At 70.6% G+C, this 25296-nt stretch carries 24 protein-coding genes; 5 read left to right on the top strand and 19 right to left on the bottom strand.

Annotation, left to right across the window (positions count from 1 at the left end; translation table 11 throughout):
* Window positions 1–19: 19 nt before the first annotated feature.
* From purF to G7071_RS06780, 5 genes are all read right to left on the bottom strand, one after another.
* A complete protein-coding gene (gene purF, locus G7071_RS06800; protein ID WP_166316540.1) occupies window positions 20–1546 on the bottom strand; it encodes an amidophosphoribosyltransferase in 1527 nt (508 codons plus the stop codon).
* A 184-nt stretch (window positions 1547–1730) separates the two neighbouring features.
* Entirely contained in the window at window positions 1731–3071 is a 1341-nt protein-coding gene (locus G7071_RS06795; RefSeq protein ID WP_166316537.1) for a dipeptidase, read from the bottom strand.
* 28 nt (window positions 3072–3099) lie between these two features.
* The gene (locus tag G7071_RS06790; protein WP_166316534.1) at window positions 3100–3897 is read right to left on the bottom strand and encodes a GNAT family N-acetyltransferase; all 798 of its coding nucleotides are present in this window, start codon (window positions 3895–3897) and stop codon (window positions 3100–3102) included.
* A gap of 1 nt (window position 3898) precedes the next feature.
* Window positions 3899–4258, bottom strand: coding sequence for a sterol carrier family protein (locus G7071_RS06785; protein ID WP_166316531.1), 360 nt, complete (start codon window positions 4256–4258; stop codon window positions 3899–3901).
* A 63-nt stretch (window positions 4259–4321) separates the two neighbouring features.
* Window positions 4322–5170 carry an alpha/beta hydrolase family protein gene (locus G7071_RS06780; protein WP_206062934.1) on the bottom strand — a complete coding sequence of 283 codons (849 nt, stop codon included), beginning with the start codon at window positions 5168–5170 and terminating at the stop codon, window positions 4322–4324.
* A 116-nt stretch (window positions 5171–5286) separates the two neighbouring features.
* Here G7071_RS06780 and G7071_RS06775 point away from each other — a divergent pair, with 116 nt between their 5' ends.
* Window positions 5287–6861 (top strand): M28 family peptidase, encoded by a 1575-nt coding sequence (locus G7071_RS06775; protein ID WP_166316528.1) that lies wholly within the window; start codon window positions 5287–5289, stop codon window positions 6859–6861.
* 214 nt (window positions 6862–7075) lie between these two features.
* Here G7071_RS06775 and purL read toward each other — a convergent pair whose 3' ends face one another.
* Window positions 7076–9391, bottom strand: coding sequence for a phosphoribosylformylglycinamidine synthase subunit PurL (gene purL / locus G7071_RS06770; RefSeq protein WP_166316525.1), 2316 nt, complete (start codon window positions 9389–9391; stop codon window positions 7076–7078).
* Between the two features lie 90 nt (window positions 9392–9481).
* Here purL and G7071_RS06765 point away from each other — a divergent pair, with 90 nt between their 5' ends.
* Entirely contained in the window at window positions 9482–10825 is a 1344-nt protein-coding gene (locus tag G7071_RS06765) for a glycoside hydrolase domain-containing protein (protein ID WP_166316522.1), read from the top strand.
* Window positions 10826–10862: 37 nt separating this feature from the next.
* Here G7071_RS06765 and G7071_RS06760 read toward each other — a convergent pair whose 3' ends face one another.
* The 9 genes from G7071_RS06760 to G7071_RS06720 all read right to left on the bottom strand — a co-directional run bounded on the left by G7071_RS06760 (window position 10863) and on the right by G7071_RS06720 (window position 17448).
* Window positions 10863–11315 carry a DUF3817 domain-containing protein gene (locus G7071_RS06760; RefSeq protein WP_166316519.1) on the bottom strand — a complete coding sequence of 151 codons (453 nt, stop codon included), beginning with the start codon at window positions 11313–11315 and terminating at the stop codon, window positions 10863–10865.
* Window positions 11312–11980 (bottom strand): phosphoribosylformylglycinamidine synthase subunit PurQ, encoded by a 669-nt coding sequence (gene purQ, locus G7071_RS06755; RefSeq protein ID WP_166316516.1) that lies wholly within the window; start codon window positions 11978–11980, stop codon window positions 11312–11314. The genes G7071_RS06760 and purQ overlap by 4 nt, the downstream gene beginning before the upstream one ends.
* Window positions 11977–12249, bottom strand: coding sequence for a phosphoribosylformylglycinamidine synthase subunit PurS (purS, locus tag G7071_RS06750; RefSeq protein WP_166316513.1), 273 nt, complete (start codon window positions 12247–12249; stop codon window positions 11977–11979). Before purS ends, purQ begins: the two co-directional genes overlap by 4 nt.
* 68 nt (window positions 12250–12317) lie before the next feature.
* On the bottom strand, window positions 12318–13604 hold the full coding sequence (locus G7071_RS06745; RefSeq protein ID WP_166316510.1) for a calcium-binding protein: 1287 nt from the start codon (window positions 13602–13604) through the stop codon (window positions 12318–12320).
* Window positions 13605–13679: 75 nt separating this feature from the next.
* Complete coding sequence (locus G7071_RS06740; protein WP_246210553.1) at window positions 13680–13865, bottom strand: hypothetical protein; 186 nt, start codon at window positions 13863–13865, stop codon at window positions 13680–13682.
* Window positions 13865–15421, bottom strand: coding sequence for a long-chain-fatty-acid--CoA ligase (locus tag G7071_RS06735; RefSeq protein WP_166316507.1), 1557 nt, complete (start codon window positions 15419–15421; stop codon window positions 13865–13867). Before G7071_RS06735 ends, G7071_RS06740 begins: the two co-directional genes overlap by 1 nt.
* Before the next feature lie 123 nt (window positions 15422–15544).
* The gene (locus G7071_RS06730) at window positions 15545–15979 is read right to left on the bottom strand and encodes an SRPBCC family protein (protein ID WP_166316504.1); all 435 of its coding nucleotides are present in this window, start codon (window positions 15977–15979) and stop codon (window positions 15545–15547) included.
* Complete coding sequence (locus G7071_RS06725) at window positions 15979–16875, bottom strand: phosphoribosylaminoimidazolesuccinocarboxamide synthase (protein WP_166316501.1); 897 nt, start codon at window positions 16873–16875, stop codon at window positions 15979–15981. The genes G7071_RS06730 and G7071_RS06725 overlap by 1 nt, the downstream gene beginning before the upstream one ends.
* Window positions 16876–16896: 21 nt before the next feature.
* A complete protein-coding gene (locus tag G7071_RS06720) occupies window positions 16897–17448 on the bottom strand; it encodes an antibiotic biosynthesis monooxygenase (RefSeq protein WP_206062933.1) in 552 nt (183 codons plus the stop codon).
* 91 nt (window positions 17449–17539) lie between these two features.
* Here G7071_RS06720 and G7071_RS06715 point away from each other — a divergent pair, with 91 nt between their 5' ends.
* Together G7071_RS06715 and G7071_RS06710 are read left to right on the top strand one after the other, a co-directional pair.
* A complete protein-coding gene (locus tag G7071_RS06715; protein ID WP_166316498.1) occupies window positions 17540–18955 on the top strand; it encodes an MFS transporter in 1416 nt (471 codons plus the stop codon).
* A complete protein-coding gene (locus G7071_RS06710; RefSeq protein ID WP_206062932.1) occupies window positions 18948–19313 on the top strand; it encodes a DUF5655 domain-containing protein in 366 nt (121 codons plus the stop codon). The genes G7071_RS06715 and G7071_RS06710 overlap by 8 nt, the downstream gene beginning before the upstream one ends.
* A 12-nt stretch (window positions 19314–19325) precedes the next feature.
* Here G7071_RS06710 and purB read toward each other — a convergent pair whose 3' ends face one another.
* The 4 genes from purB to G7071_RS06690 form a co-directional block, all read right to left on the bottom strand.
* On the bottom strand, window positions 19326–20744 hold the full coding sequence (purB, locus tag G7071_RS06705) for an adenylosuccinate lyase (protein ID WP_166316495.1): 1419 nt from the start codon (window positions 20742–20744) through the stop codon (window positions 19326–19328).
* A 1-nt stretch (window position 20745) separates the two neighbouring features.
* A complete protein-coding gene (gene purD, locus G7071_RS06700; protein ID WP_166316492.1) occupies window positions 20746–22029 on the bottom strand; it encodes a phosphoribosylamine--glycine ligase in 1284 nt (427 codons plus the stop codon).
* A gap of 73 nt (window positions 22030–22102) precedes the next feature.
* A complete protein-coding gene (locus G7071_RS06695) occupies window positions 22103–22909 on the bottom strand; it encodes an SDR family oxidoreductase (RefSeq protein WP_166316489.1) in 807 nt (268 codons plus the stop codon).
* 51 nt (window positions 22910–22960) lie between these two features.
* Window positions 22961–24244: an adenylosuccinate synthase gene (locus G7071_RS06690; RefSeq protein ID WP_166316486.1), complete on the bottom strand. Its 1284-nt coding sequence runs from the start codon at window positions 24242–24244 to the stop codon at window positions 22961–22963.
* Between the two features lie 143 nt (window positions 24245–24387).
* Between G7071_RS06690 and G7071_RS06685 the strand changes: the two genes are divergently transcribed.
* Window positions 24388–25293, top strand: a complete 906-nt coding sequence (locus G7071_RS06685; RefSeq protein WP_166320981.1) for a diacylglycerol/lipid kinase family protein — start codon at window positions 24388–24390, stop codon at window positions 25291–25293.
* Window positions 25294–25296 lie beyond the last annotated feature (3 nt).

Below are 25296 nucleotides of genomic sequence, written 5' to 3'. Positions count from 1 at the left end.
TCGGTTCGGGGTCGAGCCGTCAGGGGTTGTTGAGGACAGGCAGCGCAGTCGCGTCGGCGGGCACCTCGAGCAGGTGCTTGCCCAGCCGGTCGGCGTCGGGCAGCTCGATCGGGTAGACCCCGTCGAAGCAGGCCCGGCACAGGTCGGGCTTGGGGACCGACGTGGCCTCGATGAGGTCGTCGAGATCGATGTAGCCCAGCGAGTCGGCGTCGATGGAACGGCAGATCTCGTCGGTGGTGAGGCCGTTGGCGATGAGCTCGGCCCGGGTGGCGAAGTCGATGCCGTAGAAGCACGGCCACTTCACCGGCGGGGACGAGATCCTCACGTGCACCTCGCGCGCACCCGCCTCCCGCAGCATCCGCACCAGTGAGCGCTGGGTGTTGCCGCGGACGATCGAGTCGTCGACCACGACCAGGCGCTTGCCCTCGATGACGTCGCGCAGCGGGTTGAGCTTGAGCCGGATGCCGAGCTGGCGGATCGTCTGGCTCGGCTGGATGAAGGTGCGGCCGACGTAGGAGTTCTTGACCAGGCCCATGCCGTAGGGGATGCCGGAGGCCTCCGCATAGCCGATGGCGCTCGGGGTGCCGGACTCAGGCACGGGTATGACGAGGTCGGCGTCGGCCGGGAACGCCTTGGCCAGGCGGCGGCCGATCTCGACGCGCACGCTGTGCACCCGCTGGCTGACCATGATCGTGTCGGGGCGGGCGAGATAGACGAACTCGAACAGGCAGTGCTTCGGCGCCGCCTCGGCGAACCGCTGGGTGCGCAGGCCGTTCTCGTCGACGGCGATCAGCTCACCCGGCTCGATCTCCCGGATGAACGAGGCCCCCACGATGTCCAGGGCTGCGGTCTCGGAGGCGACGACCCAGCCGCGCTCGAGCCGTCCGAGGACCAGGGGCCGGATGCCTTGGGGGTCGCGAGCGGCATACAGCGTGTGCTCGTCCATCCAGATGAAGGAGTAGGCGCCCTCGATCTGGGGCAGCAGCTCGGCGGCCCGCTCCTCGACCGTCTGGCCGGGGTGGTGGGCCAGCAGCTCGGTGACCACCGAGGTGTCGTTGGTGGCGGTGGCCGGCATCCGCACCTTGAGGTCGAGGAGTCCCTCGGACTCACCGCTGGCGACCATCTCGGCCAGCTCGGCGGTGTTGATCAGGTTGCCGTTGTGGGCGAGCGCGATGGAGCCGGTGGCGGTGGGGTGGAAGGTGGGCTGGGCGTTGTGCCAGGTGCTGGCGCCGGTGGTCGAGTAGCGCGCGTGCCCGACCGCGAGGTGCCCCTTGAGCGAGGCCAGGGTGGACTCGTCGAAGACCTGCGAGACCAGGCCCATGTCCTTGTAGACCAGGATCTGGCGACCGTTGCTGACCGCGATGCCGGCCGACTCCTGGCCACGGTGCTGGAGGGCATAGAGGCCGTAGTAGGTCAGCTTGGCGACGTCCTCGCCGGGGGCCCAGACGCCGAAGACGCCACAGGCGTCCTGGGGGCCCTGGTCGTGGGGGTCGATGGCCGCGGTGAGGCGGCCGTCGCCGCCCTTCCGGCTGGTCGGCTGAGGCACGGGCGTCAGTCTAGGCGCGCCCGGGCCCTGGCCCGAACCGGCGAGCACCGGGGTGGACGGGCTGGCCGCCTGCGGGGCGGACGGTGGCCGAGGACAGGATCGGCGGGTAGTTCAGGACAAGAGTGTCGTTGCGGGCGGCCTCCAACGACCATGTTGTCCTGAACTACCCCGATAGAGGCCGCGCTCAGAGCTGCCCGACGTTGCGCAGCAGCAGCGCCTCGGCGAGCACGACCTTCTCGAACTCCGCGAGGTGCAAGCCCTCGTTGGCGCCGTGGGCCCGTGTGTCGGGGTCCTCCACACCCGTGACCAGCACGCTCGCCTGCGGGAACGCCTCGAGGAACTCCGCGATGAAGGGGATGGACCCGCCGACGCCCATGTCGACCGGCGCGGTGCCGTCCCATGCCTCGGCGAACGCAGCCCGGGCAGCGTCGTAGGCAGGACCGGTGGCGTCGATCCGGGTCGCCTCCCCGGTGTCGACGACGACCGTGTCGAGGGTCGCGCCCCACGCGACGTGCTTCTCGAGGTGGCGCTGGAGGCACTCAACGGCGTTGGCCGTCGTGTCGCCCGGGGCGACCCGGAGGCTGATCCGACAGCGCGCGGCCGGGACCAGGGTGTTGGAGGCGCCCTCGACCTTGGGCGCGTCGAGGCCGGTGATGCTCAATGCAGGCTTCGTCCAGAGCCGCTCGACGGCCGACCCAGAACCGATCCACTGCACGCCCTCGGCTGCACCGGACTCAGCACGCAGACGGGCCTCGGGATAGTCGACGTCGGCGGCGGGGCCGCTGTGCAGGCCCTCGATCACCAGGTTGCCGTCGTCGTCGTGGAGGCTGGCGATGAGCCGGCTCAAGGTCATGATCGAGTCGGGCACGAGACCGCCCCACATGCCGGAGTGGACGGCGTGGGTGAGCGTGCGGACCTCGACGTCCATCCGGACGAGGCCTCGGAGGCTGGTGGTCAACGCGGGTTCGCCGATGTCCCAGTTGCCGGAGTCGGCGATCACGATGACGTCGGCCGCCAGGCGGTCCTTGTAGGTGGTGAGGAGCTCGACCAGGGTGTCGGAGCCGACCTCCTCCTCGCCCTCGATGAACATCACCAGGTTGACGGGCAGCTCGTCGCCGAAGATGCGGACGGCGCCGAGGTGGGCCGCGATCCCGGCCTTGTCGTCGGCCGCTCCCCGGCCGTAGAGACGGTCGCCTCTCTCAGTGGGTTCGAAGGGCGGGGAGTCCCAGTCGGTGTGGTCGTTCTCCGGCTGCACGTCGTGGTGGGCATAGAGCAGGACCGTCGGCGCACCCTCGGGCCCGGCCTTCTTGGCGATCACGGCGGGCGGGGCACCCTCGAAGGCGCGGACGATCTCGGTGTCGAAGCCCTCGGCGGCGAACAGGTCGCGTGTCGCCTCGGCACTGCGCTCGACCTCGCCGGCGCGGGCGGGGTCGGCGGAGACGGACTCGATGCGGACCAGGTCTTCGAGGTCCTTGCGGATGCCGGGGAGGACCTCGGTGAGGCGGGCGCGGATGTCGACGGTCATGACTGCACCATATGAGCCGCAGCCGTCGTCAGCTCCAGCGAGGTGCAGCCAGCTCCAGCGCGACCTGGCGCCCGGTCTCGGTGAAGCCGAGCCGGCGATAGAGGCCGAGCGCCTCCCCGTCGACGTCCGCCACGATGACGAGCGTCCTCGCCGCGAGATCCGTCAGGGCGTGCTGGCCGGCCGCGTGCACCACGCTCGCGCCGATGCCCTGGCGCCGATGGGCTCCGGCCGTCTCGACGGTCTGGAAGCGCGCCAGCCCCGGCTCGGGACAGAACACCGCGGCGGCGCTCACGAGCTCGTCGCCGAGGAAGGCACCGAACCGTGCTCCCAGCCCCTGCTCGACCAGTCTGCGTTCCTGGTCGTTCCTGGCCGTGGCATAGGCGAGGAAGGCGCCCTGCGAGACGTTCGGATAGCCGGCCCGCCCGAGCATCGCCCATCGCTCCCAGTCGTCGTCGGTGGTGAGCTGTCGGACCTCGACCTCGGCGGCCGGGGCCAGCGGCTGCACCAGGCGCTCCGTGGTCAGGACGGCACAGACCTCACTCGTCAGCCCGGCGTCGTGCCAGGGCGTCAGGTCCTCGGGGGGCTCGGTGCCGTCGATGCCGATGGCGACGTGTGCGGCGGTCGGGAACTCGGTCCAGAAGGCGCCGACCACCTCGCGCTCTCCACCCGGGACCGGCGGCGCCCCGAGGAGGATGAAGTTGCCCCAGAAATAGGTCGGGTTGTCGGGCGTGCGGACCACGAGGTGGGTGCCCCGGTCCTCCACGACGCTGCCGGCCTTCTGCAGCAGGGCGACGTCGGTGCGGAACCCGAGCGAGCGGATGTCCATGTCAGTCCTCGTTGGTGGGGGTCAGCGGCAGGTATGCCGACAGGTCGGTGCGCTCGCCGCTGGCGACGACGGCGCCGGCCGCGACCGCCTCGGCCCAGGTCGTGCCGCCGGTGGCCAGGGCGATCCAGGTCGCGGCGTCGGTCTCGACCACCGCCGGCGGGGTTCCCCGCGTGTGTCGCACGCCGGGGACGACCTGCGCGGCGGCGTACGGCGGGACACGCACCTCGACCGACGCGCCGGGCGCCCGCTCGGCGAGAACCGCGAGGAAGTGCTTCACCAGCAGCTTGTCGTCGGCGCTCGTGCGCGACGCGAGTGCAGCTGCGACTGCGTCCTGGGTCGCGGGACGGAGTCGGACGGGCACGCCGCAAGCCTAGTCTCGCCGCTCGCGGCCGCCCTGACCCGCACCGAGCGCGGGCCTGCTCGATCAGCCAGCTGCCGGGCTGACGTCGTCGAGGATGTCCACGATCCGACGCCAGGCCGGGCTCGCGACCTCGATCACCGCGAAGTGGCCGCCCTCGACCTCTACGAGCTCGGCCTCGGCGCCGGCAGCCCGCGCGGCGGCGACGTAGTCGCGCGACTGGCTGATGGGCACGACGTCGTCGTCAGCGGCGTGGACGAACCACGCGGGTATGTCGAGGGGCACCTGCCGACGAGGGTCGGCGAGCTCATAGTCGGGGTGGTCCGGTGCGCTGCCCATCAGGGCCTGGACCGCGCCGCCGCCCTGCCCCTCCTCGTGGGCCGTCGTCAGGTCGACCACACCCGCCTGGGAGACGACGTGGGTGATCGGCACCCGCACAGGCCAGGGGTCGAACCGGCCGCGCGCGGCCGCCCAGGTCGCGAGGTGCCCGCCGGCCGAGTGCCCCAGGGTGACCAGGGTGGAGGTGTCCACGTCGGTGGCGGCGAGGGTCTCGATCGCGGCGTGCACGTCGTCGAAGGTCTCGGGGAAACCTCCGCCGTTGCCGACGCGGCGATATTCGATGTTGAGGGTCGTCCAGCCCCCGCGGGTGAGCTCCTCGGCGAGCGGCTCCCCCAGCGAGGCGTCGTATTCCGCCTTCCAGAAGCCGCCGTGGATGACCACGACGGCGCCACGGCTCACGGTCTCGGGTCGGCGCAGGTCGGCCCACTGGGAGGCGTCGGGGCCATAGGTGAGTCGCTCGGTCCTGCCCACGGGGCCTCCTGTCGGCTTCTTCTTCGCGGTGGACGTACACGCGTTCAGACCGCCCGCCACCGTGGCGATCAAGGCCGTACGCCGAAGTATTTGTGGTGAATCCACCGCCTGATCGTAGATCCGCTCTTGCAAGTGACGCCGGTCACACCTAGGTTTCCCGGTGTTGCCCGGGGCTTCCCCCGGGCAATCTCTCGGCTCTCGGCTCTCGGAAAGGTTTCACCATGTCCACATCCCCACGCAGGACGTCGCGGTCAACCCGCACGGCGTTCCTGGCTCTCGCCTCGTCGGCAGCGCTCGCCACCGCAGCGTTCTCCGCCCCGGCCGCCACGGGCGACACCCCCGACGGCAGCTCCAACTCGGAAGCGCTCCGGGCAGCCGTCACCACTGAAGGAGTCTTCGAGCACCTCAACGCGCTCCAGGCGATCGCCGACCGCAATGACGGCACGCGCGCCTCCGGGACCCCGGGCTACGCCGCCTCCAAGGACTACGTCGTCTCGAAGCTTCGGGCCGCCGGCTACAAGCCGACCGTCCAGGCGTTCGACTTCCCGTTCTACCGCCAGCTCGAGCCGGCGACCTTCGATGTGAGCGCCCCCTCTGCGGCGTCCTACGTCGACGGCGAGGACTTCGCGCTGATGACCTACTCCGGGTCGGGCAGCGTCACCGACGGCACCGTCCAGCCGGTCGACCTCAACCTCGGCGGCACGTCCACCAGTGGTTGCGAGACCTCGGACTTCAACGGCTTCACGAGCGGGAACATCGCCCTCGTCCGTCGCGGGACCTGCGCCTTCGCCGTCAAGGTGGTCAACGCCCAGGACGCCGGGGCGTCCGCGGTGATCGTGATGAACACCAACCCGGGCAACCCGGCCTTCGGTGGCACCCTCGGCTCGCCGGTTGGCACCGTGCCCTCCCTCGGCACCAGCTATGCGATCGGCGAGTCACTGGCGCAGGGTGGCACCGCCACCATCAAGGCCCGGACCGAGTCCGAGATCCGCGAGACCTGGAACATCCACGCGGACAGCAAGACCGGTGACCGCGAGACCATGGTCCAGACGGGTGCTCACCTCGACAGCGTCGTCGTCGGCCCCGGCAGCAACGACAACGGCTCCGGCTCGGCGGCCCTCCTCGAGGTGGCCGAGCAGATGGCCACCACCAAGCTGACCAACCGGGTGCGTTTCTCCTGGTGGGGTGCTGAGGAGCTCGGCCTGCTCGGGTCGGAGCACTACATCGACGACCTGGCGACCAACAACCCCAACCTGCTCGAGAAGATCGCGATCTACCTCAACTTCGACATGGTCGGCTCGCCCAACTACGGCCTGTTCGTCTATGACGGCGACAACTCCGCCTTCCCTGTCGGCCCTGGTGCCGCCAAGGGTCCGGAGGGCTCGGCCCAGATCGAGAAGCTGTTCCACGACTACTTCGACTCGCAGGGGCTCAACTCCGCCGAGACCGCCTTCAGCGGCCGCAGCGACTACGGCCCGTTCATCGCCATGGACATCCCCGCCGGCGGTCTCTTCACCGGCGCCGAGGGCATCAAGACCGAGTCGCAGGCCGAGCTGTTCGGCGGCCAGGCGGGCGTTGCGTACGACGAGTGCTACCACGCCGAGTGCGACGACGTGACCAACAACAACCCCGACGCCATCAACTTCAACTCCGACGCGATGGCCCACGCGGTGCTGACCTACGGCCAGGACCTGAGCTCGCTCAGCCAGCCCACCACCAGCACCGTCCGCGGTGACGGCACGCCGAGTGGTGGCGGTCTGCACGAGGACCACGACCACGAGCAGCCCAGCAGCTGATCGAGTCACCAGTGCGAAGGGCCCCCGCCTCGGCGGGGGCCCTTCGTCGTTCGCGCGATCGTCGCGGGTCGCCCCGCGCACCCCACGGTCGTGGCGTCACCCGCGGGTGGTGGGGTCCGGTTGCTGCTCAGGCGGTGGCGTGCGCGGGTCCCAGGCGCCATACGCCCCCACCACCCGCGTGTGACAAGGGAGAGCGGGCTCAGGCGGCGGCTGGTCAGCCCAGGGCGTCAGGGAGCGTGGCGCTCCACGCCGCGCGCAGCTCGGCCACCGAGACCTCGAACTGGCCCTCGACGCTGATCGTGTCGCCTCCGGTGCGACCGATCGAGGCGATGGGGACGCCGTGCTGCTCGGCCAGGGCGACAAGGCGCTCGGCGTTGTCGGGGGTGACCGTCACGATGGCGCGAGCAGCGGACTCGGAGAACAGGGCCACGAACGCGTCGCCGCCCGCGACGTCGGCCAGCGACACCGAGACCCCGACCCCGTTGCGGAAGGAGGACTCCGCCAGGGCCTGACCCAGTCCACCGTCGGACAGGTCGTGGGCACCGGTGACAACTGAATCGCGCGCAGCCTCGACGAGCAGCTTCGACAGGGCCCGCTCGGCGGCGAGGTCGACCCGCGGCGGCAGGCCGCCGAGGTGGTCGTGGACGACGTGGGCCCACTCCGAGCCGGAGAGCTCCTCGCGGGTCTCGCCCAGCAGGAACACCTGCTGGTCGGCGGCCGGGAAGCCGCTCGGCGTACGGCGGGTGACGTCCTCGATGACGCCGAGGATCGCGACCACCGGGGTGGGGAGGATGGCCGTCTCGCCGGTCTGGTTGTAGAGGCTGACGTTGCCGCCGGTCACGGGGATGCCGAGCTCCAGGCAGGCGTCCTTGAGGCCCCGGCAGGCCTCGGCGAACTGCCACATGACGTCGGGGTCCTCGGGCGAGCCGAAGTTGAGGCAGTCGCTCATCGCCAGCGGGATCGCGCCGACGGTGGAGACGTTGCGGTAGGACTCCGCGAAGGCGAGCTGCGCCCCGGTGTAGGGGTCGAGCTTGGCGAAGCGGCCGTTGCAGTCGGTCGACAGCGCGACGCCGAGGTTGGTGTCGTCGTCGATGCGGATCATGCCGCCGTCCTCGGGCTGGGCGAGCACGGTGTTGCCGCGGACGTAGCGGTCGTACTGGTCGGTGACCCATGACCGGTCACAGAGGTTGGGGCTCGCCACCAGGGTCGTCAGGGTCGACGCGAGCTCCTCGCCCGTCGTCGGACGCCGCAGCGCCTCGGCCCGGTCGGCCTGGAGCGCGTCCTGCCAGGCGGGGCGCGCGAACGGACGGTGGTAGGTCGGACCGTCGTGGGCGACCGAGGCGGGCGGGACGTCGACCACGCGCTCGCCGTGCCAGTCGATCTCGAGGCGACCGGTGCTGGTGACCTCGCCGATGACGGCGGCCTCCACCTCCCACTTCGCGCAGATGGCCATGAAGTCGTCGACGTGGTGCGGCTCGACGACCGCCATCATCCGCTCCTGCGACTCGCTCATCAGGATCTCTTCGGGAGCCAGCGTCGAGTCACGCAGCGGGACGCGGTCGAGGTCGCAGCGCATGCCGCCGTCGCCCGCGGACGCCAGCTCGGACGTCGCGCACGAGAGCCCGGCGCCGCCGAGGTCCTGGATGCCGTTGACGACGCCGGCGGCGAAGAGCTCGAGGGTGCACTCGATGAGGAGCTTCTCCATGAACGGGTCGCCGACCTGCACGCTGGGGCGCTTGGCGGGGCCGCTGGTGCCCCCGGCACCGTCCGGCGCTGCGTCGAAGGTCTCGCTGGCCAGCACCGAGACGCCTCCGATCCCGTCGCCACCGGTGCGGGCGCCGTACAGGATGACCTGGTTGCCCTCGCCGGCCGCCTTGGCGAGGTGGAGGTCCTCGTGGCGCAGGACGCCGAGGCCGAGGGCGTTGACGAGCGGGTTGCCGAGGTAGGTCTTGTCGAAGACCACCTCGCCGCCGATGTTGGCCAGGCCCAGGCAGTTGCCGTAGCCACCGACGCCGGCCACGATCCCGGGCAGCACGCGGTGGGTGTCGGGGGCGTCGAGCGGGCCGAAGCGGAGCGGGTCCATCACCGCGATCGGACGGGCCCCCATCGCCAGGATGTCGCGGACGATGCCGCCGACGCCGGTCGCCGCTCCCTGGTAGGGCTCGACGTAGGACGGGTGGTTGTGGGACTCGACCTTGAACGAGACGGCGTAGCCCTGGCCGATGTCGATGACGCCGGCGTTCTCACCGATGCCCGCGAGCATCTTGCCGACGGGCGTCTCCTGGGGGACCTCGCCGAACTGCTTGAGGTGCACCTTCGACGACTTGTAGGAGCAGTGCTCGGACCACATGACGCTGTACATCGCGAGCTCGCTGCTGGTCGGGCGGCGACCGAGGATCTCGCGGATGCGGCTGTATTCGTCGGCCTTGAGGCCCAGGTCGGCCCACGGCTGCTCGCGCTCGGGGTCGCCGGACGCGACGGCGACGGTGTCGAGGGTGGAAGTACGGCGGGCCTGCTCGGTCTCGGACACGGGCGCCAATCTACTCAAGGCGCACCGGACGGCGACGCCGATGCCTGCGAACGTGGGACGAATGTGACTGGTGGGATCTAGGGTGAGGCGGTGCGCCGACTTGCTGCTGCCCTGATCGCCCTCGCCCTGCCGCTGACGGGCGCCGCCTCGACGCTGGCCGCCGCGTCCGAGCGTCCCGGATCCGAACGTCCCGACCGCCGGGGCAACGTCGTCACCCCCGGCGACTTCACCGGCTACGGCTTCGACCAGTGCCTGGCGCCGACCCAGAAGGCCATGGACGCCTGGCTGAACAAGTCACCGTTCCTCGCCGTGGGCATCTACATCTCCGGCGACTCCCGCGCCTGCCGCCAGCAGCCCAACCTCACGCCGACGTGGATCAGCACCCAGCTGGCGAAGGGATGGCGACTGCTGCCCATCGCCCTGGGCCCGCAGGCCAGCTGCCTGGACCGCTTCCCGCGCTACGACGACGACTTCAAGATCAGCCCCAGGCCCGGCGACGCCTACGCCACCGCCCGCGCGCAGGGAGCCGTGGAGGCCGACAAGAACGCCGCCGACGCCGCCGCGCTCGGGATCGCCGCCGGCAGCACGCTGTGGTACGACCTCGAGGCCTTCGACCTCAAGGACACGCACTGCCGCGAGTCGGCCCTCGCGTTCGTCAGCTCCTGGGTGACCCGGATCAAGGAGCGCGGCTTCGTCAGCGGCTTCTACTCCAGCGCCAGCTCGGGGATCAAGATGCTCGACGACGCCAGGCTGCAGCGCCCGGGGCAGTTCGCCCTTCCCGACCGCATCTGGATCGCCCGTTGGGACGGCGTGGCCAACACGTCCACGACCTACATCGGCGAGGACGGCTGGCGTCCCGGCGGCCGGGTGAAGCAATACCTCGGTGGGCACAACGAGACCTGGGGAGGCGTCACCATCAACATCGACAGCAACTTCCTCGACCTCGGCGCCGGCTCCCAGCCCACCCCCGACAGCCACTGCGGCGGGCTCAAGGTCGCCTTCTGGAAATATCCCGACCTGACGCCGACCGCCGCCAGGCGAAACCGCGTCAAGGTCCTGCAGTGCCTGCTCAAGGAGAAGGGCATCTATGCCGGCGACGTCTCCGGTTCCTACGACCAGGCCACGGTCGCCGCGGCCAACGCGTGGCAGTCACAGAGCAAGCTCCGCACGAGCAGCACCTTCTCGGCCCGCCACTGGACGGGGCTCCTGGCCGCAGGGAGCACGCCGGTGCTCAAGGTCGGCTCCACCGGCGAGGCGGTGCACCGCCTCCAGCGAGCCCTCAACGCCTCGGGCGCGGGACGCCTGAAGTCGAGCGGCCTCTATGACGCGCGGACCGGCGCCGCCGTACGCACCTATCAGGCCCGCCGCAGCATGCCGGCGACCGGCGTGGTCAACCGCTCGACCTGGAAGAAGCTGCTCAAGGGGGTTTCGTGACGAGCCTTCGGCTCTCCTCGACCACCGAGCCGCGGGCCTACCCGACGGGCGGGCCGACGACCAGTGCCGCGGTGGTGAGCCCACCGACCGCGAGCACGGCCAGGCCGAGGGCGAGAGCGGCATGCCCCAGCAGCCAGCTGACCGCGCGCTGCACGGCGCTCGGGCTGTCGGGAGCCGAGAGCCAGGCCGACCCGAGCAGCCCGCGTCGCTCGGCGTAGACCTCGAAGGGAAGCGTCGCAAACGGAGGTATGGCGGCCGCCAACCCGAGCGCGGTCCGCGACAACGACCACCTCTGGTCCGCAGCCACGACCACCGTCGTCAGGCAGTAGGCGATGAAGACGACCCCGTGCACCATGCCGAAGACGCGGACGCCGAGCTCGGTCGTGCCGGTGACGTACTTGAGGAACATCCCGGCGAGCAGGAGCGCCCAGGTGATCGCCTCGGCAACGGCCAGCGAGCGGAAGAGGCGTCGCGGGGAGAGAGTCGTCATGCGAAGGTCGCGGCCGCGAGCGAGGTGAAGAACCCCAGCCCGTCGGTCCCGGGGCCACACAGGTCCTCCACCGCGTGCTCGGGGTGGGGCATCAGCCCGACCACGTTTCCGCGCGCGTTGGTGATGCCGGCGATGGCGCGCATCGAGCCGTTGGGGTTGTCGTCGAGGTAGCGCGCGACGACCCGCCCCTCGCCCTCGAGCCGGTCGAGCGTGTCCTCGTCGGCGATGAACCCGCCCTCGCCGTTCTTGAGCACGATCGTCACCTCTTCGCCCGGGGCGTAGGCGGAGGTCCACGGGGTCGAGGTGTTCTCGATGCGCAGCCGCTGGTCGATGCACGCGAACTTGCGGTGGTCGTTGCGGATGAGTGCGCCCGGCAGGAGGTGGGACTCGCACAGGATCTGGAAGCCGTTGCAGATGCCGAGCACCGGCATCCCCTTGCTCGCAGCCTCGATGACCTCGGTCATCACCGGAGCGAAACGGGAGATGGCGCCGCAGCGGAGGTAGTCGCCATACGAGAATCCGCCGGGCAGGACGATCGCGTCCACGCCTCGCAGGTCGTGGTCGCCGTGCCACAGCGCGACGGCCTCGTTGCCGCCGAGTCGGATGGCACGCTGCGCGTCGACGTCGTCGAGCGAACCGGGGAAGGTGACGACCCCGACCTTCATGCTGTGTGCTTCCCGCCGACGCCGTCGCCCTCGACGTGCACCGCGAAGTCCTCGATCACCGGGTTGGACAGCAGGGTCTCGGCCATCCGCTGCACCTCGGCGAGCAGCTCGTCGGAGGCCTCGCCCTCGAGCTCGATCTCGAACCGCTTGCCCTGGCGGACGTCCTGGACGCCGGCGAAGCCCAGGCGCGGGAGTGCGCCGTGCACCGCCTTGCCCTGCGGGTCGAGGATCTCGGGCTTGGGCATGACATCGACCACGTATCGGGCCACGGGTGCTCCTGGGCGTCGGGGGATTGCGGGGTCGATCCTATCGGCGTCCACGGACGCCCCGAACGCGGTCAGCCGCGGCGGACCCTGAACACCTTCCTGGCCGGGCTGGCGTCGACCGCCGACCCGACGACCGCGCGCACCAGCAGCTTGTGCTTGCCGGGCTCGAGCTTCCTGGTCCTCACCTTGTACGGCGACGTGCAGGCCTTCCACGCCTTGCGGTCCACCTTGCACTGGAAGGTCGCCCCGGCGGTCGGTGAGGAGAACGTGAACTTCGCCGTCCTCGGCTTGGTCACCTTCGACCTGCCGCTGATCGAGAGGGTCTCCGGGGCGGCCGGCGCGACCGGGGTGACGGCCGGCGGAACAGCCGGCAGGTTGACCGTCTCGCAGCCGATGACCACGTCGGCAGCGTCGGCGGTCACCGCGTCGACCCCGGCTCCGCAGTCGACGAGGTCGACCTCCCCGTCGCGTGCGTCGACGGTGTCGTTGCCGTCGCCACCGTCGATGTCGTCCGGTCCAGCCCCGCCCGTGAGGGCGTCGTCGCCGCTGCCGCCATCGAGGGAGTCACGACCCGGACCACCGGTGAGGGCGTCCGGCCCACCCAGCGCACGCACGTCCTGCCGTCCGGCGAAGGCGGCGCCGTTCCAGACCTGTCCGGAGCTCGCCATCGTCACCGTCACCTGCTCGACCGTGGTGGCCGCAGTGACCTGGGGCTGGATGCCCGGCATCGTCACCACGAGGGAGCCCTGGTCGAGCACGACCGTCGTGCCCGCCTCGCCGGCCACCGTCTCCAGCTCGAGGTCCCACGTGTCGGTCCCGAGCCCGCCGTCGATCCCGAACTGCGGCCTGATCCGGATGAACCGGTCGTCCCCCTCCCCGCCGCTGGCGAAGCCGACCACCGACCTGAAGACGTCGTCGCCACCCTCCCCGCGAGCGTCCTTGGCGCCGCTGATGCTGTCGTCGCCCTGGCCGGTGGTCACGACGTCCGTCGAGTCGCCCGTCACGAAGTCGGAGAACGGCGAGCCGATGATCGTGTCGACGTTGTTGACGTTGCCGGCCGCGAAGACCGAGATCGCCTGCAGGTTGGAGAACGCCGACGGCACCACCTCGGCGAGCTTGATGAAGTCGGTCCCGGGTCCGCTGATCACGGTGATGGCGAAGAGCTGGCTGCACTGCCGCATGGAGTCGCTCGTGCCGGCGCGCATGGTCCCGCTCGAGCACCGCACGGCATACGAGTCGTTGGCGCCGTCGTCGAAGACGTCCCCGCTGAAGTCTGCGGTGACGACTGCGGACGACGGCGAGGCGCTGGCCATCACCAGTGCCACCGTCGTGGAGGCGACCAACGCTCGACGCAACATCCCCCGACAGTCGCCGGGGCACAGCCCCGGGTCAACGCCGGTCCAGACCAGTGACCGCCGACGGGGTCGCCGGGGCTAGTGGCGGGGGCGGACAGCGACGATCAGCAGGGCAACCCCCAGGCCGGCGACGACCGGCCCGATCATCGCCCAGGTGTCCTCACCGGTCATCGGGCTGCCCTCGAGGTAGCCCAGCCCCTGGAAGGTCCAGACCGCCCCGGCCAGGGTCATCAGGACGCCGAGCACGATCAGCAGCGGCTTCATCAGGCGAGCTCGCGCTTGAGGATCTTGCCGGTGGCGGTCATCGGCAGCTCGTCGACGAACTCGACGATGCGCGGGTACTTGTAGGTCGCCATCTGCTCCTTGCTCCACGCGACGAGCTCGTCCTCGGTCAGCTCGGCGTCCTTGGTGCGGATCACCACGGCCTTGATCTCCTCGCCGTGGCTCTCGTGCGGGACACCGATGACGGCGGCCAGGCTGACCCCGGGATGGGTGATCAGGACCTCCTCGATCTCCCGCGGATAGACGTTGTAGCCGCCGCGGATGATCATGTCCTTGGACCTGTCGACGATGTAGTAGAAGCCGTCGTCGTCCTTGCGACCGAGGTCGCCGGAGCGGAACCAGCCGTCGTGGATCGCCTCTGCTGTCGCGTCCGGGCGGTCGTAGTAGCCCTTCATGATGTTCGGGCCCTTGATCGCGATCTCCCCGATCTCCCCGCTCGCCTCCGACCAGTCCCCCGGCTCGGGGTTGATCAGCTTCATCTCCACCCCGGGGATGGGAACCCCGATCGACCCCACGCGGACCTCTTCGCCGTACGGCGCGAAGCTGGCCACCGGCGACGTCTCGGACAGGCCGTACCCCTCCAGGATGGTGACGCCGAACCGCTGCGCGAACTCCTTGTGCACCTCGACCGGCAGTGCCGAACCGCCGGCGACGGCGACCCGCAGCTGGTCGGCCAGGGCCCGGACGTCGACACCGGAGTCGTCGAGGGCACCGAGGAGTCCCCAGTACATCGTCGGCACCCCGGCGAAGAAGGTGACCCCTTCCCCGGCCATCGTCTTGAGGGCCGCGTCCGCGTCGAAGCGCGGAAGCATCACGACGGTCCCGCCGAACGCGAAGCCGCCGTTCATGATCACGGTCTGGCCGAAGGAGTGGAACAGCGGCAGCACGCACAGGTAGGTGTCGGGGTTGGCCGCGTCGGCGCCGAACAGCTGCTCGCTCACCAGCGCGTTGGAGACCATGTTGCGGTGGCGCAGCTCGGCGCCCTTGGGCTGCCCGGTCGTGCCGGAGGTGTAGAGGATGACAGCCGTGTCTTCCTCGCTGACCTCCACGGACTGCATCGTCGGCGGCTGGCCGGACATCGCCTGACCGAGTGTCTCGGTGCCCTCGACCGGCGAGGCGGCTGCCGGGTCTGCCGTGATCATGAAGAAGTGCTCGCACGAGTCGGTCTGCTCGAAGCCGGCGTGGCCCTCCTGCCCGATCGGCAGCTCCGGGGTGCCCTGGAAGCAGAAGTAGGCCTTCGCGTCCGAGTCGGCGAGGTGGTAGGCGACCTCGCGCCCCTTGAGCAGGACGTTGAGGGGCACGACCGTCGCGCCGGCCTTGAGGATGCCGTAGTAGACGATCGGGAAGTAGGGCAGGTTGGGGCAGCTGAGCGCGACCTTGTCGCCCGGCTCGATGCCCCGGGCGACCAGCAGGTTGGCCACCTGGTTGGCCGCACCGTCGACCTGGGCATAGGTCAGGCGCGTGTCACCCAGGACGACCGCGGTGCGGTCGGGATGGGCGACGGCGGACTTCTCGAGCAGGGAGGCGAGGGTCGTCATGCTCGCCAACCTACCGAGGACCAGGTCGATATCCATGGGCGATCGCGGGGTGAATCCGCCGGTCGCACCCCGATTGCTCCCATGGATATCCCTGGAAGGCGTCTGGATATCCCGTGGTAGGCGTCAGAGGCGTCGCGCAAGGATCCGGCCCGCCTTGCGGAGGTCGGCGCCGATCGCGACACCCGCGAGCCGTGCTGCGAGGGCGGCGGGGGCGGCATACGGCCCACGGCCGGTGACCTCACCCTCGGCCACGACCCGGCAGCCGGTCGAGCGCTCCTCGAAGTCCAGGCTCAGCGTCGCCGAGATGCCCCGCCAGGAGCCGACCTCCGCCCAGGCGTGAGGTCGCTCGAAGCGGGTGATCTCCATGCGCGGTCGCACGCCCACCATCGTGGTCTCCCGCCACTTCTGACCCAGCCTCGGCTCCGCGCCACGCTCGGCCAACGTCACCGAGAGCAGCGACGACTGCCACTCGGGGCGGTTGCGCGGGTCCCCGAGGTAGTCGAACGCGACGTCGCACCCGACAGGCAGGTCGACGGTCGCCCGGAAGCGCCGGGGCATCAGAACCGCTCCCCCGTCAACAGCTCGTAGGCCTCGACATATCTCGCGCGTGTCCGGTCCACGACCGCCTGGGGCAGCGGTGGCGGGGCGTCGCCCGACGACCGGTCCCAGCCGGACTCCGGGGAGGTGAGCCAGTCGCGGACGATCTGCTTGTCGTAGGACGCCTGCGCGCGACCCGGCTGCCAGTCGGCGGCCGGCCAGAACCGGCTCGAGTCGGGTGTCAGGACCTCGTCGGCCAGGACGATCGTGTCGTCGGGTCGGCGGCCGAACTCGAGCTTGGTGTCGGCCAGGATGATGCCGCGCTCGCGGGCGACCTCATGGGCCTGGGCATAGACCGCCAGCGTCAGGTCGCGCAGCTCGTCGGCCGTGCTGCGGCCGACGGCCGAGACGACCGCGTCGAAGGACACGTTCTCGTCGTGATCACCGACGGCAGCCTTCGTCGCGGGGGTGAAGATCGGCTCCGGCAGGAGGGAACCGTCCTCCAGGCCGGACGGCAGGGGGATGCCGCACACCTCGCCGGCGCTGCGGTAGTCGAGCAATCCCGACCCGGTGAGATAGCCGCGAGCCACGCACTCGACTCCGAACATGTCGAGCGACTCGCAGACGACCGCGCGGCCGGCGACCTCGGCAGGGACGTCCAGCGACACGACGTGGTTGGGCACGAGGTCCGCCAGCTGGTCGAACCACCACGACGACATCCGGGTGAGGATCTCGCCCTTGTCGGGGATCGTGGTGTCGAGGACGAAGTCGTAGGCCGAGATCCGGTCGCTCGCAACCATCAGCAGCCGACCGGCGTGCTCGCCGGCGTCGATGCGGTAGAGGTCGCGCACCTTCCCCGAGTGGAGGTGGGTCGTGCCAGCGATGGCAGGCGCGTCGGGGATGTTGAAGTCAGCCACCGGGCGAGCCTATCCGCGTCCTCAGCGGTGCAGGAACCACGCCATCTTGCGCGTCATCCACGGCAGCAGGACATAGGTCATCAGCGGCGTCATCACCAGGACCGAGACGAGCACGCGTAGCGGCAGGGGCCAGTCGCCGATCAGGTGTCCGGAGACCCAGTTGGAGGCGAGGCTGAGCGGGAAGAAGACCAGGAAGATCACCACCATCTGCTTCCAGCGCGGCGGCGCAACGGCCGGCGCAGCAGCGGCGGGCTGCACGGTGGCGGGCTCGTCGAACCACCCCTCGATGCCCGTACGGCGCTCGACGCGCGTGGCCTCGATGCGACCCTGTGCGGCCTCCAGCCACCATGCCCGCTGCGGGCTCGCCTCCCAGGCGGCCAGCGAGGCGGAGTCGGCGAAGCGATAGAGCATGTGCCACTCGGGCGAGTCCTCGCTCGGCCGCACCCAGCCACTGCCGAGGAACCCGTCGAACTGCTCGGCCAGCGCCGTCCCGGCCTGGACCCAGGCGCGCATCTCCGTCGTCCGTGACGGGTCGACGTGGCGGGTGACCGACGTGGTGACGGGGGCTGACATGTCATCCATTGTCAGCAGCGCACGCCCGTGGGGACGAACCGGCGACGACGAGATCCTGGCCACGCCGGGGCGGGTGAGAGGCTGGCCCGCGATGAGTGAGCACGCCGCGCCATACGTCCCCGACCCGCGCCGTTGGCGCGTGCTCGCCGTCTCGTTGCTGGTCGGCTTCATGTCGCTGCTCGACGTCACGATCGTCAACGTCGCGGTCCCCTCGATCCGGGCCGGTCTCGACACGAGCGCAGCGACGATCCAGTGGGTGGTGTCGGGCTACGCCCTGGCGTTCGGGATGACCCTGGTCGCGGGTGGGCGACTCGGCGACGCGCACGGCCGACGGCGGCTGATGACGATCGGCATGGTCGGGTTCGTGCTGTCCAGCATCGCGGTCGGCCTCGCCCCCAACGCCGTCACGATCGTCCTGGCCCGCCTCGCCCAGGGCGCGAGCGCCGGGCTGCTCACGCCGCAGAACTCCGGCCTGATCCAGCAGCTCTTCCGCGGCGCCGAGCGCGGCCGTGCCTTCGGGATGTTCGGCTTCACCGTCGCCATCGCCTCGGCCACCGGCCCGCTCATCGGGGGTCTGCTCATCGCCCTGCTCGGCGAGGAGAACGGGTGGCGTGCGCTGTTCCTGATCAACGTCCCCATCGGGCTCGTCGCCCTCGTCCTGATCCACCGGCTCGTCCCCGACAACGACGTCGGCGCCCAGGCCGAGCAGGACCCCCGGGTCGACCTGCCGGGGGCGCTGCTGCTCGGGCTGGCCGTGCTGGCGGTGCTCTATCCACTGATCAGCCTCGAAGCCGGGCCGGGTCCTGCGCTGCTGCTCCTGGCAGCGTTCCCGCCGCTGGCGTGGACGTTCGTCCGCTGGGAGAAGCAGACCGTGGGTCGGGGACTCCCACCCCTGCTCGACGTGACGCTGCTGCGCGGCCTCCCGGGCTATGCCAACGGACTGCTCGTCGGCACGTTGTACTTCACCGGCTTCACGGGGATCTTCCTCGTCCTCTCCGTCCACCTGCAGGAGGGGGTCGGCCTCTCGCCGTTGCAGGCCGCCCTGCTGATGACGCCCTTCGCCGCGGGCGCGGCCACGACGGCACCGCTGGCCGGGCGTCTCGTGGGACGGATCGGGCGACGGGTCACGCTGCTCGCGCTGAGCGTGATGATGACCGGCACAGCGCTGTCCGCCTGGCTCGTGACGTCACCGACGGACTCGCTGTGGTTCACGCTGGCGCCCGCGATGTTCCTGGCCGGGGTCGGTGGTGGCGGCGTCATCTCCCCCAACTTCACCCTCACCCTGGCCGAGGTGCCGCCGCGGATGGGAGGCGCCGCCGGCGGGGCCCTGCAGACGGGCCAGCGGATCGGCTCGGCCCTCGGCGCCGCGCTGCTGATGACGGTCTACCTCACCGCCGCCAAGGTCATGGATCCGGCGCAGGCAGCTCGCTGGGCCCTGGTGGCCGCCCTGGTCGTGCTGTCGATCGCCCTGGCGGCCGCCGTGAAGTCCTGGAGGTCCGGTGACTGACGTCGGCCCCGCGGACTTCTTCGCCGACTCGCCGGCCGGGCTGGTGATCTTCGAGCAGATCGCCCGATCGGTCTCGGAGCTCGGAGAGGTCGAGACCCGGGTGACGAAGAGCCAGATCGCCTTCAGGCGTGACGTCGCCTTCGCCTTCGTGTGGCGTCCCGGGCGCTATGTCCGCTCGAGCGTTCCCGTCGTGCTGTCCATCGCCCTCCCGACACGGCTCGACTCCCCCCGCTTCAAGGAGGTCGCCCACCCGTCACCGAAGGTCTGGATGCACCACCTCGAGGTCGACGACGTCAGCCAGGTGGACGACGAGGTCCGCGGCTGGCTGTCACAGGCGTGGGGACACGCCGCGCGTTGACGCCGGCGTGCGTCAGAGGATCGCGCCGGGCGCGTATGCCGACGCGTCGGGGTGGCGTCGTACGACGTCCTCGACACGGGCGAGCACCGCCTGCACCTGCTGGACGGCGGCGCCGGTGAACTCCAGCGGCGACGAGACGAGCTCGTCGATCTGGGCACGACTCAGACCCAGGCGGTCGTCCGCCGCGAGCCGGTCGAAGACGTCGTTCTCGGCCTGGCCCTGGCGCATGTCCAGCGCGACGCCGACGGCGGCCTCCTTGATTGCCTCGTGGGCGACCTCGCGCCCGACGCCGTTGCGCACGGCCGCCATCAGCACCTTGGTCGTCGCCAGGAACGGGAGGTAGCGCATGAGCTCGCGCTCGATCACGGCCGGGAAGGCCCCGAACTCGTCGAGCACCGTCAAGAACGTCTGGAACAGCCCGTCGGCGGCGAAGAACGCGTCAGGGAGCGCCACTCGGCGTACGACCGAGCAGGAGACGTCGCCCTCGTTCCACTGGTCGCCGGCGAGCTCGCCGACCATGGAGAGATAGCCGCGGATCACCACGGCCAGGCCGTTGACGCGCTCGCAGGAACGGGTGTTCATCTTGTGGGGCATGGCCGATGAACCGACCTGGCCCTCCTTGAAGCCCTCGGTCACCAGCTCGATGCCGGCCATCAGCCGGATGGTGGTGGCGAGGTTGGAGGGAGCCGACACCAGCTGCACGAGCGAGCTGAGGACGTCGAAGTCGAGGGAGCGGGGATAGACCTGGCCGACGCTCATCAGGACGTGGTCGAAGCCGAGGTGGGAGGCGACGCGGTGCTCGAGGTCGTCGAGCCTGGCCTCGTCGCCGCCGAGCAGGTCGAGCATGTCCTGCGAGGTCCCCATCGGGCCCTTGATGCCCCGCAGGGGATAGCGCGCGAGCAGCTCCTCGACGCGCTGCAGCGAGATCATCAGCTCGTCGGCGACGGTGGCGAAACGCTTGCCGAGGGTCGTCGCCTGCGCGGCGACGTTGTGCGAGCGGCCGGCCATCACCGTGGTCTCGTGCTCTGCCGCGAGGCGAGCGAGCCTGGCGAGCACCGCCACGGCGCGGTCGCGCATCAGCTCCAGCGACTGCTTGACCTGGAGCTGCTCCACGTTCTCGGTCAGGTCGCGGCTCGTCATCCCCTTGTGGATGTGCTCGTGCCCGGCGAGCGCGGCGAACTCCTCGATCCGCGCCTTCACGTCGTGCCGGGTGATCCGCTCGCGCGCCGCGATCGAGTCGAGGTCGACCTGGTCGACCACGGCCTCGTAGGCCTCGACGACACCGTCCGGCACCTCGATGCCGAGGTCGCGCTGCGCCCTGAGCACAGCCAGCCACAGCCGCCGCTCCATGACGATCTTGTGCTCGGGCGACCAGATGGCCGCGAGGTCGGCCGCGGCATAGCGGGTGGCGAGCACGTTGGGGACGGTCATGTCAGGACTCTCCGGTCGGGGTGGTGAACGAGGCGCCCTCGACGACACCGAGCGGCTCGGCCGCGATGTCGCGGCGCCACTGGGCGCCGGGGAACGAGATGGTGGCGACGCCCTCATATGCCTTGGCCCGGGCATCGGCGACGTCCGATCCCGTCGCGCGTACGGCGAGCACGCGCCCGCCGGCGGTCACGAGCCCGGCGTCGGTGCGGGCCGTGCCGGCGTGGATCACGTCGACGTCCGGCTCCTTGGCGAGGGTCTCCGTCCCCACGATCACGTCGCCCTTCGATGACGACTCGGGATAGCCGGCGCTCGCCATCACGACGGTGACGCAGGCGCCGTCGGCGAAGGTGGGCTCGGGCACCGAGTCGAGGTCGCCGTCCGCGGCTGCCTTGAGCAACCCACCGAGGGGCGAGGTGAGCAGGGCAAGGACGGGCTGGGTGTCGGGGTCGCCGAAGCGGCAGTTGAACTCGATCACCCGCGGCCCGCCCACGGTCAGCGCGAGGCCGACGTAGAGGGTGCCGACGAACGGGGTGCCACGGCGGTTCATCTCGTCGAGCGTCGGCTGGACGACGGTCGCGAGCACCTGGTCCGCCAGCCCGGGCGGCGCCCAGGGCAGCGGAGCGTAGGAGCCCATGCCGCCGGTGTTGGCGCCGTGGCCACCGTCGAAGATCCGCTTGAAGTCCTGGGCCGGCATGAGGGCCCGCGCCTGCTGCCCGTCGCAGACCGCGAAGACGGAGACCTCGGGCCCGTCGAGGAACTCCTCGATCACCACCCGCCCACAGGTCGCAGCGTGGGCCAGCGCCTCGTCGCGGTCACCGGTCACCACGACACCCTTGCCGGCTGCGAGCGCATCGTCCTTGACGACGTATGGCGCTCCGAGCTCGTCGAGTGCGGCGGCGACCTGCTCCGGCGTCTCGCACGTCCGCGAGGCTGCCGTCGGCACACCCGCGGCTGCCATCACCTCCTTGCTGAACGCCTTCGACCCCTCGAGCTGCGCGGCGGCCTGCGACGGCCCGTAGACGGCGATCCCGGCCTCACGCACTGCGTCCGCGACGCCCGCCACCAGCGGCGCCTCGGGCCCGACGACCACCAGGTCGATGTCGAGGGAGGAGGCGAGGGCCGCGACCGCGGCACCGTCCATCGGGTCGACGTCGTGGAGGGTGGCGACCGCGCCGATGCCGGGATTGCCCGGCGCCGCGTGGACCTCGCTGACCTCAGGATCGAGGGACAGGGCCAGTGCGAGGGCGTGCTCGCGGCCTCCGGTGCCGATCACGAGAGTCTTCACGGGCGCTGATCCTATCGGCGGCGCAGCGACTCCCCGAACCCGTTCATCTCGCTGGTCGGTCGCAGGGACTCGATCAGCTGCGTCGCACGCGCTCCTCGTAGGCGGAGCGGGCAGCGTCGTCACGCTCGGCCAGCACGTTGGCCTCGAAGCGGTCGCTGATGACCTGCTGGACGCGCTTGGGCAGCATCGTCGTCACTCGCGACATGGGCTGGGTCCAGCGCGGCACCCACATCTCGGGCCTGGGCTTGCGGATCATCAGCTCGATCACCTCGGCCACGTCCTCGGGCCCGATCTCCTTGACGCCCTTGGCCTGCCTGATGCCCGCGGCCAGCTCGGTGCGGACCACGGTGGGCATCACCAGCGACACCTCGATCCCCTGCGGGGCCAGCTCCAGGCGGGTCGCCTCACTGAAGCCGACGACCGCGAACTTGCTGGCCGTGTAGGTCGCACCGTCGGCCGTGGCCACCCGGCCGACCGCCGAGGCCACGTTGATGATGTGTCCACGCCCCCGCTCGGCCATCTGCGGGGCGACCGCCTTCGTGCCGATGATGACGCCGTGCAGGTTGACGTCGACGACCGCGCGGGTGACGGCTTCGTCCTCCTTGAGGATCGAGCCGATCGGCATGATGCCGGCGTTGTTGACGAGCACGTCGACGGCGCCGGCTGCTGCGACGAAGTCTCGCCAGCTCGTCGCGTCGGTGACGTCCAGGGGGTGGCTGCGGACACCGAGGTCGCGCGCCGTCGCCGCGAGGACGTCGGCGTCCCGGTCACCGATGACCACGTCCGCGCCGGCCCGCTCGAGCCGCTCGGCGGTGGCGGCCCCGATGCCGCGGGCGCCGCCGGTGATGGCGACGGTCAGGTCGTTGAGTTCGCGAGCCATGCCCACACCATGGGGGTCAGGCGCCCGCGGCGCAACGAGGCGTCTCGAACCTCAGTCGTGGACGACGAGCGTCTGCTCGCGGCCGGGCCCGACCCCGACGCCCCAGATCTTCGAGCCGGACATCCGCTCGAGGGCCTCGACGTAGACCTGCGCGTTCTTCGGCAGGTCGGCGAAGGACCGGCACCCGGAGATGTCCTGCTGCCAGCCGTCGAAGTATTCATAGATCGGCTTGGCGTGGTGCAGCTCGGTCTGGGTCATCGGCATCTCCTCGACCCGCTGGCCGTCGATCTCGTAGGCCACGCACACGGGGATGCGCTCCCAGCTGTCGAGGACGTCGAGCTTGGTGAGGAAGAACTCGGTGAGGCCGTTGACCCTGCTCGCGTAGCGCGCGATCACCGCGTCATACCAACCGCAGCGGCGGGTGCGGCCGGTGGAGACGCCGATCTCGCCACCGATGCGCTGGAGCTCGGCGCCGTCCTCGTCGAAGAGCTCGGTGGGGAACGGCCCGGAGCCGACGCGCGTGGTGTAGGCCTTGATCACGCCGATGACCCGGTCGATACGGGTCGGGCCGATGCCGGCGCCGATGCAGACACCGCCGGCGACGGCGCTCGAGGACGTCACGAACGGATAGGTGCCGTGGTCGACGTCGAGCATGGTCGCCTGCGCACCCTCGAACAGCACGGTCCTGCCGGCGTCGAGCGCCTGGTTGAGCAGCAGCGACGTGTCGCACACCATCGGACGGAGCCGGTCGACGTAGGACAGCAGCTCCTCGACCACTGCCTCCACCTCGATCGCCCGCCGGTTGTAGACCTTGGTCAGGAGGTGGTTGCGGACGTCGAGCGCACCCTCGACCTTCTGCCGCAGGATGTCCTCGTCGAACAGGTCGGCGATGCGTATGCCGACGCGGTTGACCTTGTCGGCATACGCCGGGCCGATGCCTCGGCCGGTCGTGCCGATGAGGTTCTTGCCCAGGAAGCGCTCGGTGACCTTGTCGATCGTCGCGTGGTAGGTCGCGATCACGTGGGCGTTGGCGCTCACCTTGAGCTCGGCGACGTCGACCCCGCGCTCGATCAGGCTGTCGAGCTCGCGGAAGAGGGCCTCGGGCGAGACGACGACGCCGTTGGCGATGACGCTGGTGGCCCCCGGGGTCAGGATGCCGCTGGGCAGCAGGTGGGTGGCGAACTTCTCGCCGTTGACCACGATCGTGTGTCCGGCGTTGTGGCCGCCGCTGGTGCGGACCACGTAGTCGATGGTGTCGGTGGTGGCGAGCAGGTCGGTCGCCTTGCCCTTGCCCTCATCGCCCCACTGGGCACCGAGTACGACGATCGCGGGCATCGCAGCCCTCCTGACGGAAGTAGCCTGTTGGAAGTTGCACTGTGGAACGACCAGGGAAAGAAAACAGCCCCGGCGCAAGTGCACCGGAGCTCTTGCCACAACACGTTAACGCACCGTCGACTACTGTCCGCCGGGTGGATCCCATGCTGGTCATCACCAACAGCGACGCCGGCACCTCCGACGAGGCGTCGCTCGAGCAGGCCTTGGCGATCCTCCGCCACGAGGCTTCGGTCGAGGTGTGCGCGACCTCCAACCCCGGTGAGCTCGACGGCGTGCTGCACCGCGCGGGTTCGCGCCGGATCGTGGTCGCGGGCGGCGACGGAAGCCTCCACGCGGTCGTCGCGGCGCTCCACAAGCGCAACGAGCTGTCGACCAAGACCCTCGCACTGCTCCCCATGGGCACGGGCAACGACTTCGCGCGAGGCACCGGCATCCCCCTCGACATCGAGGAGGCCGCACACCTCGCGCTGGACGGCGAGCCGAGACCGGTCGACCTGATCATCGACGAGACGGGCGCGGTCGTCGTGAACAACGTCCACGTCGGCGCCGGCGCCCAGGCCAGTCGGCGAGGCCACCGGTGGAAGGGGCGACTCGGCAGCGTCGGTGTCGGCCGGCTCAACCTCGGCAAGCTCGGCTATCCGATCGGGGCGGTCCTCGCCGCGTTCGAGCCCCCCAGCCAACGGCTGCTCGTCGAGGTCGACGGCAAGGTCGTCAACGACCTCGACCGCCCCGTCCTGATGGTGGCCGTCGGCAACGGCGCCAACGTCGGCGGCGGGACCGAGCTCACCCCGGAGGCCGACCCCGAGAGCGGGAGCCTGGACGTGATGATCTCCCGAGCCGTCTCCGTCACGGCCAAGCTCGGCTATGTCGCACACCTGCGGCGCGGTGAGCACCACGAGCGCGACGACGTCCTCTATGTCCGCGGCAACGAGGTCTCGGTGCGCGGTGACGAGTTCTGGGTCTCCGCCGACGGCGAGGTCTATGGCCCCGAGCGCAGTCGCTCCTGGCGACTCGAGCGCGCCGCCTACCAGATGGTCCTGCCCCGCTAGGAC

The sequence above is a fragment of the Nocardioides piscis genome (assembly GCF_011300215.1).
GTDB lineage: Bacteria > Actinomycetota > Actinomycetes > Propionibacteriales > Nocardioidaceae > Nocardioides > Nocardioides piscis.
Note: the sequence above shows the minus strand (reverse complement) of the source record. Positions and strands in the feature narration are given on the sequence as shown.

What these genes read in the sequence shown, in the direction of transcription:
- G7071_RS06795 (WP_166316537.1), bottom strand. Translation starts at nt 3,071, where the DNA reads ATGACCGTCGACATCCGCGCCCGCCTCACCGAGGTCCTCCCCGGCATC.
- G7071_RS06790 (WP_166316534.1), bottom strand. Translation starts at nt 3,897, where the DNA reads ATGGACATCCGCTCGCTCGGGTTCCGCACCGACGTCGCCCTGCTGCAG.
- G7071_RS06775 (WP_166316528.1), top strand. Translation starts at nt 5,287, where the DNA reads ATGTCCACATCCCCACGCAGGACGTCGCGGTCAACCCGCACGGCGTTC.
- G7071_RS06760 (WP_166316519.1), bottom strand. Translation starts at nt 11,315, where the DNA reads ATGACGACTCTCTCCCCGCGACGCCTCTTCCGCTCGCTGGCCGTTGCC.
- purQ (WP_166316516.1), bottom strand. Translation starts at nt 11,980, where the DNA reads ATGAAGGTCGGGGTCGTCACCTTCCCCGGTTCGCTCGACGACGTCGAC.
- G7071_RS06745 (WP_166316510.1), bottom strand. Translation starts at nt 13,604, where the DNA reads ATGTTGCGTCGAGCGTTGGTCGCCTCCACGACGGTGGCACTGGTGATG.
- G7071_RS06740 (WP_246210553.1), bottom strand. Translation starts at nt 13,865, where the DNA reads ATGAAGCCGCTGCTGATCGTGCTCGGCGTCCTGATGACCCTGGCCGGG.
- G7071_RS06735 (WP_166316507.1), bottom strand. Translation starts at nt 15,421, where the DNA reads ATGACGACCCTCGCCTCCCTGCTCGAGAAGTCCGCCGTCGCCCATCCC.
- G7071_RS06730 (WP_166316504.1), bottom strand. Translation starts at nt 15,979, where the DNA reads ATGCCCCGGCGCTTCCGGGCGACCGTCGACCTGCCTGTCGGGTGCGAC.
- G7071_RS06720 (WP_206062933.1), bottom strand. Translation starts at nt 17,448, where the DNA reads ATGTCAGCCCCCGTCACCACGTCGGTCACCCGCCACGTCGACCCGTCA.
- G7071_RS06715 (WP_166316498.1), top strand. Translation starts at nt 17,540, where the DNA reads ATGAGTGAGCACGCCGCGCCATACGTCCCCGACCCGCGCCGTTGGCGC.
- purB (WP_166316495.1), bottom strand. Translation starts at nt 20,744, where the DNA reads ATGACCGTCCCCAACGTGCTCGCCACCCGCTATGCCGCGGCCGACCTC.
- G7071_RS06695 (WP_166316489.1), bottom strand. Translation starts at nt 22,909, where the DNA reads ATGGCTCGCGAACTCAACGACCTGACCGTCGCCATCACCGGCGGCGCC.
- G7071_RS06690 (WP_166316486.1), bottom strand. Translation starts at nt 24,244, where the DNA reads ATGCCCGCGATCGTCGTACTCGGTGCCCAGTGGGGCGATGAGGGCAAG.
- G7071_RS06685 (WP_166320981.1), top strand. Translation starts at nt 24,388, where the DNA reads ATGCTGGTCATCACCAACAGCGACGCCGGCACCTCCGACGAGGCGTCG.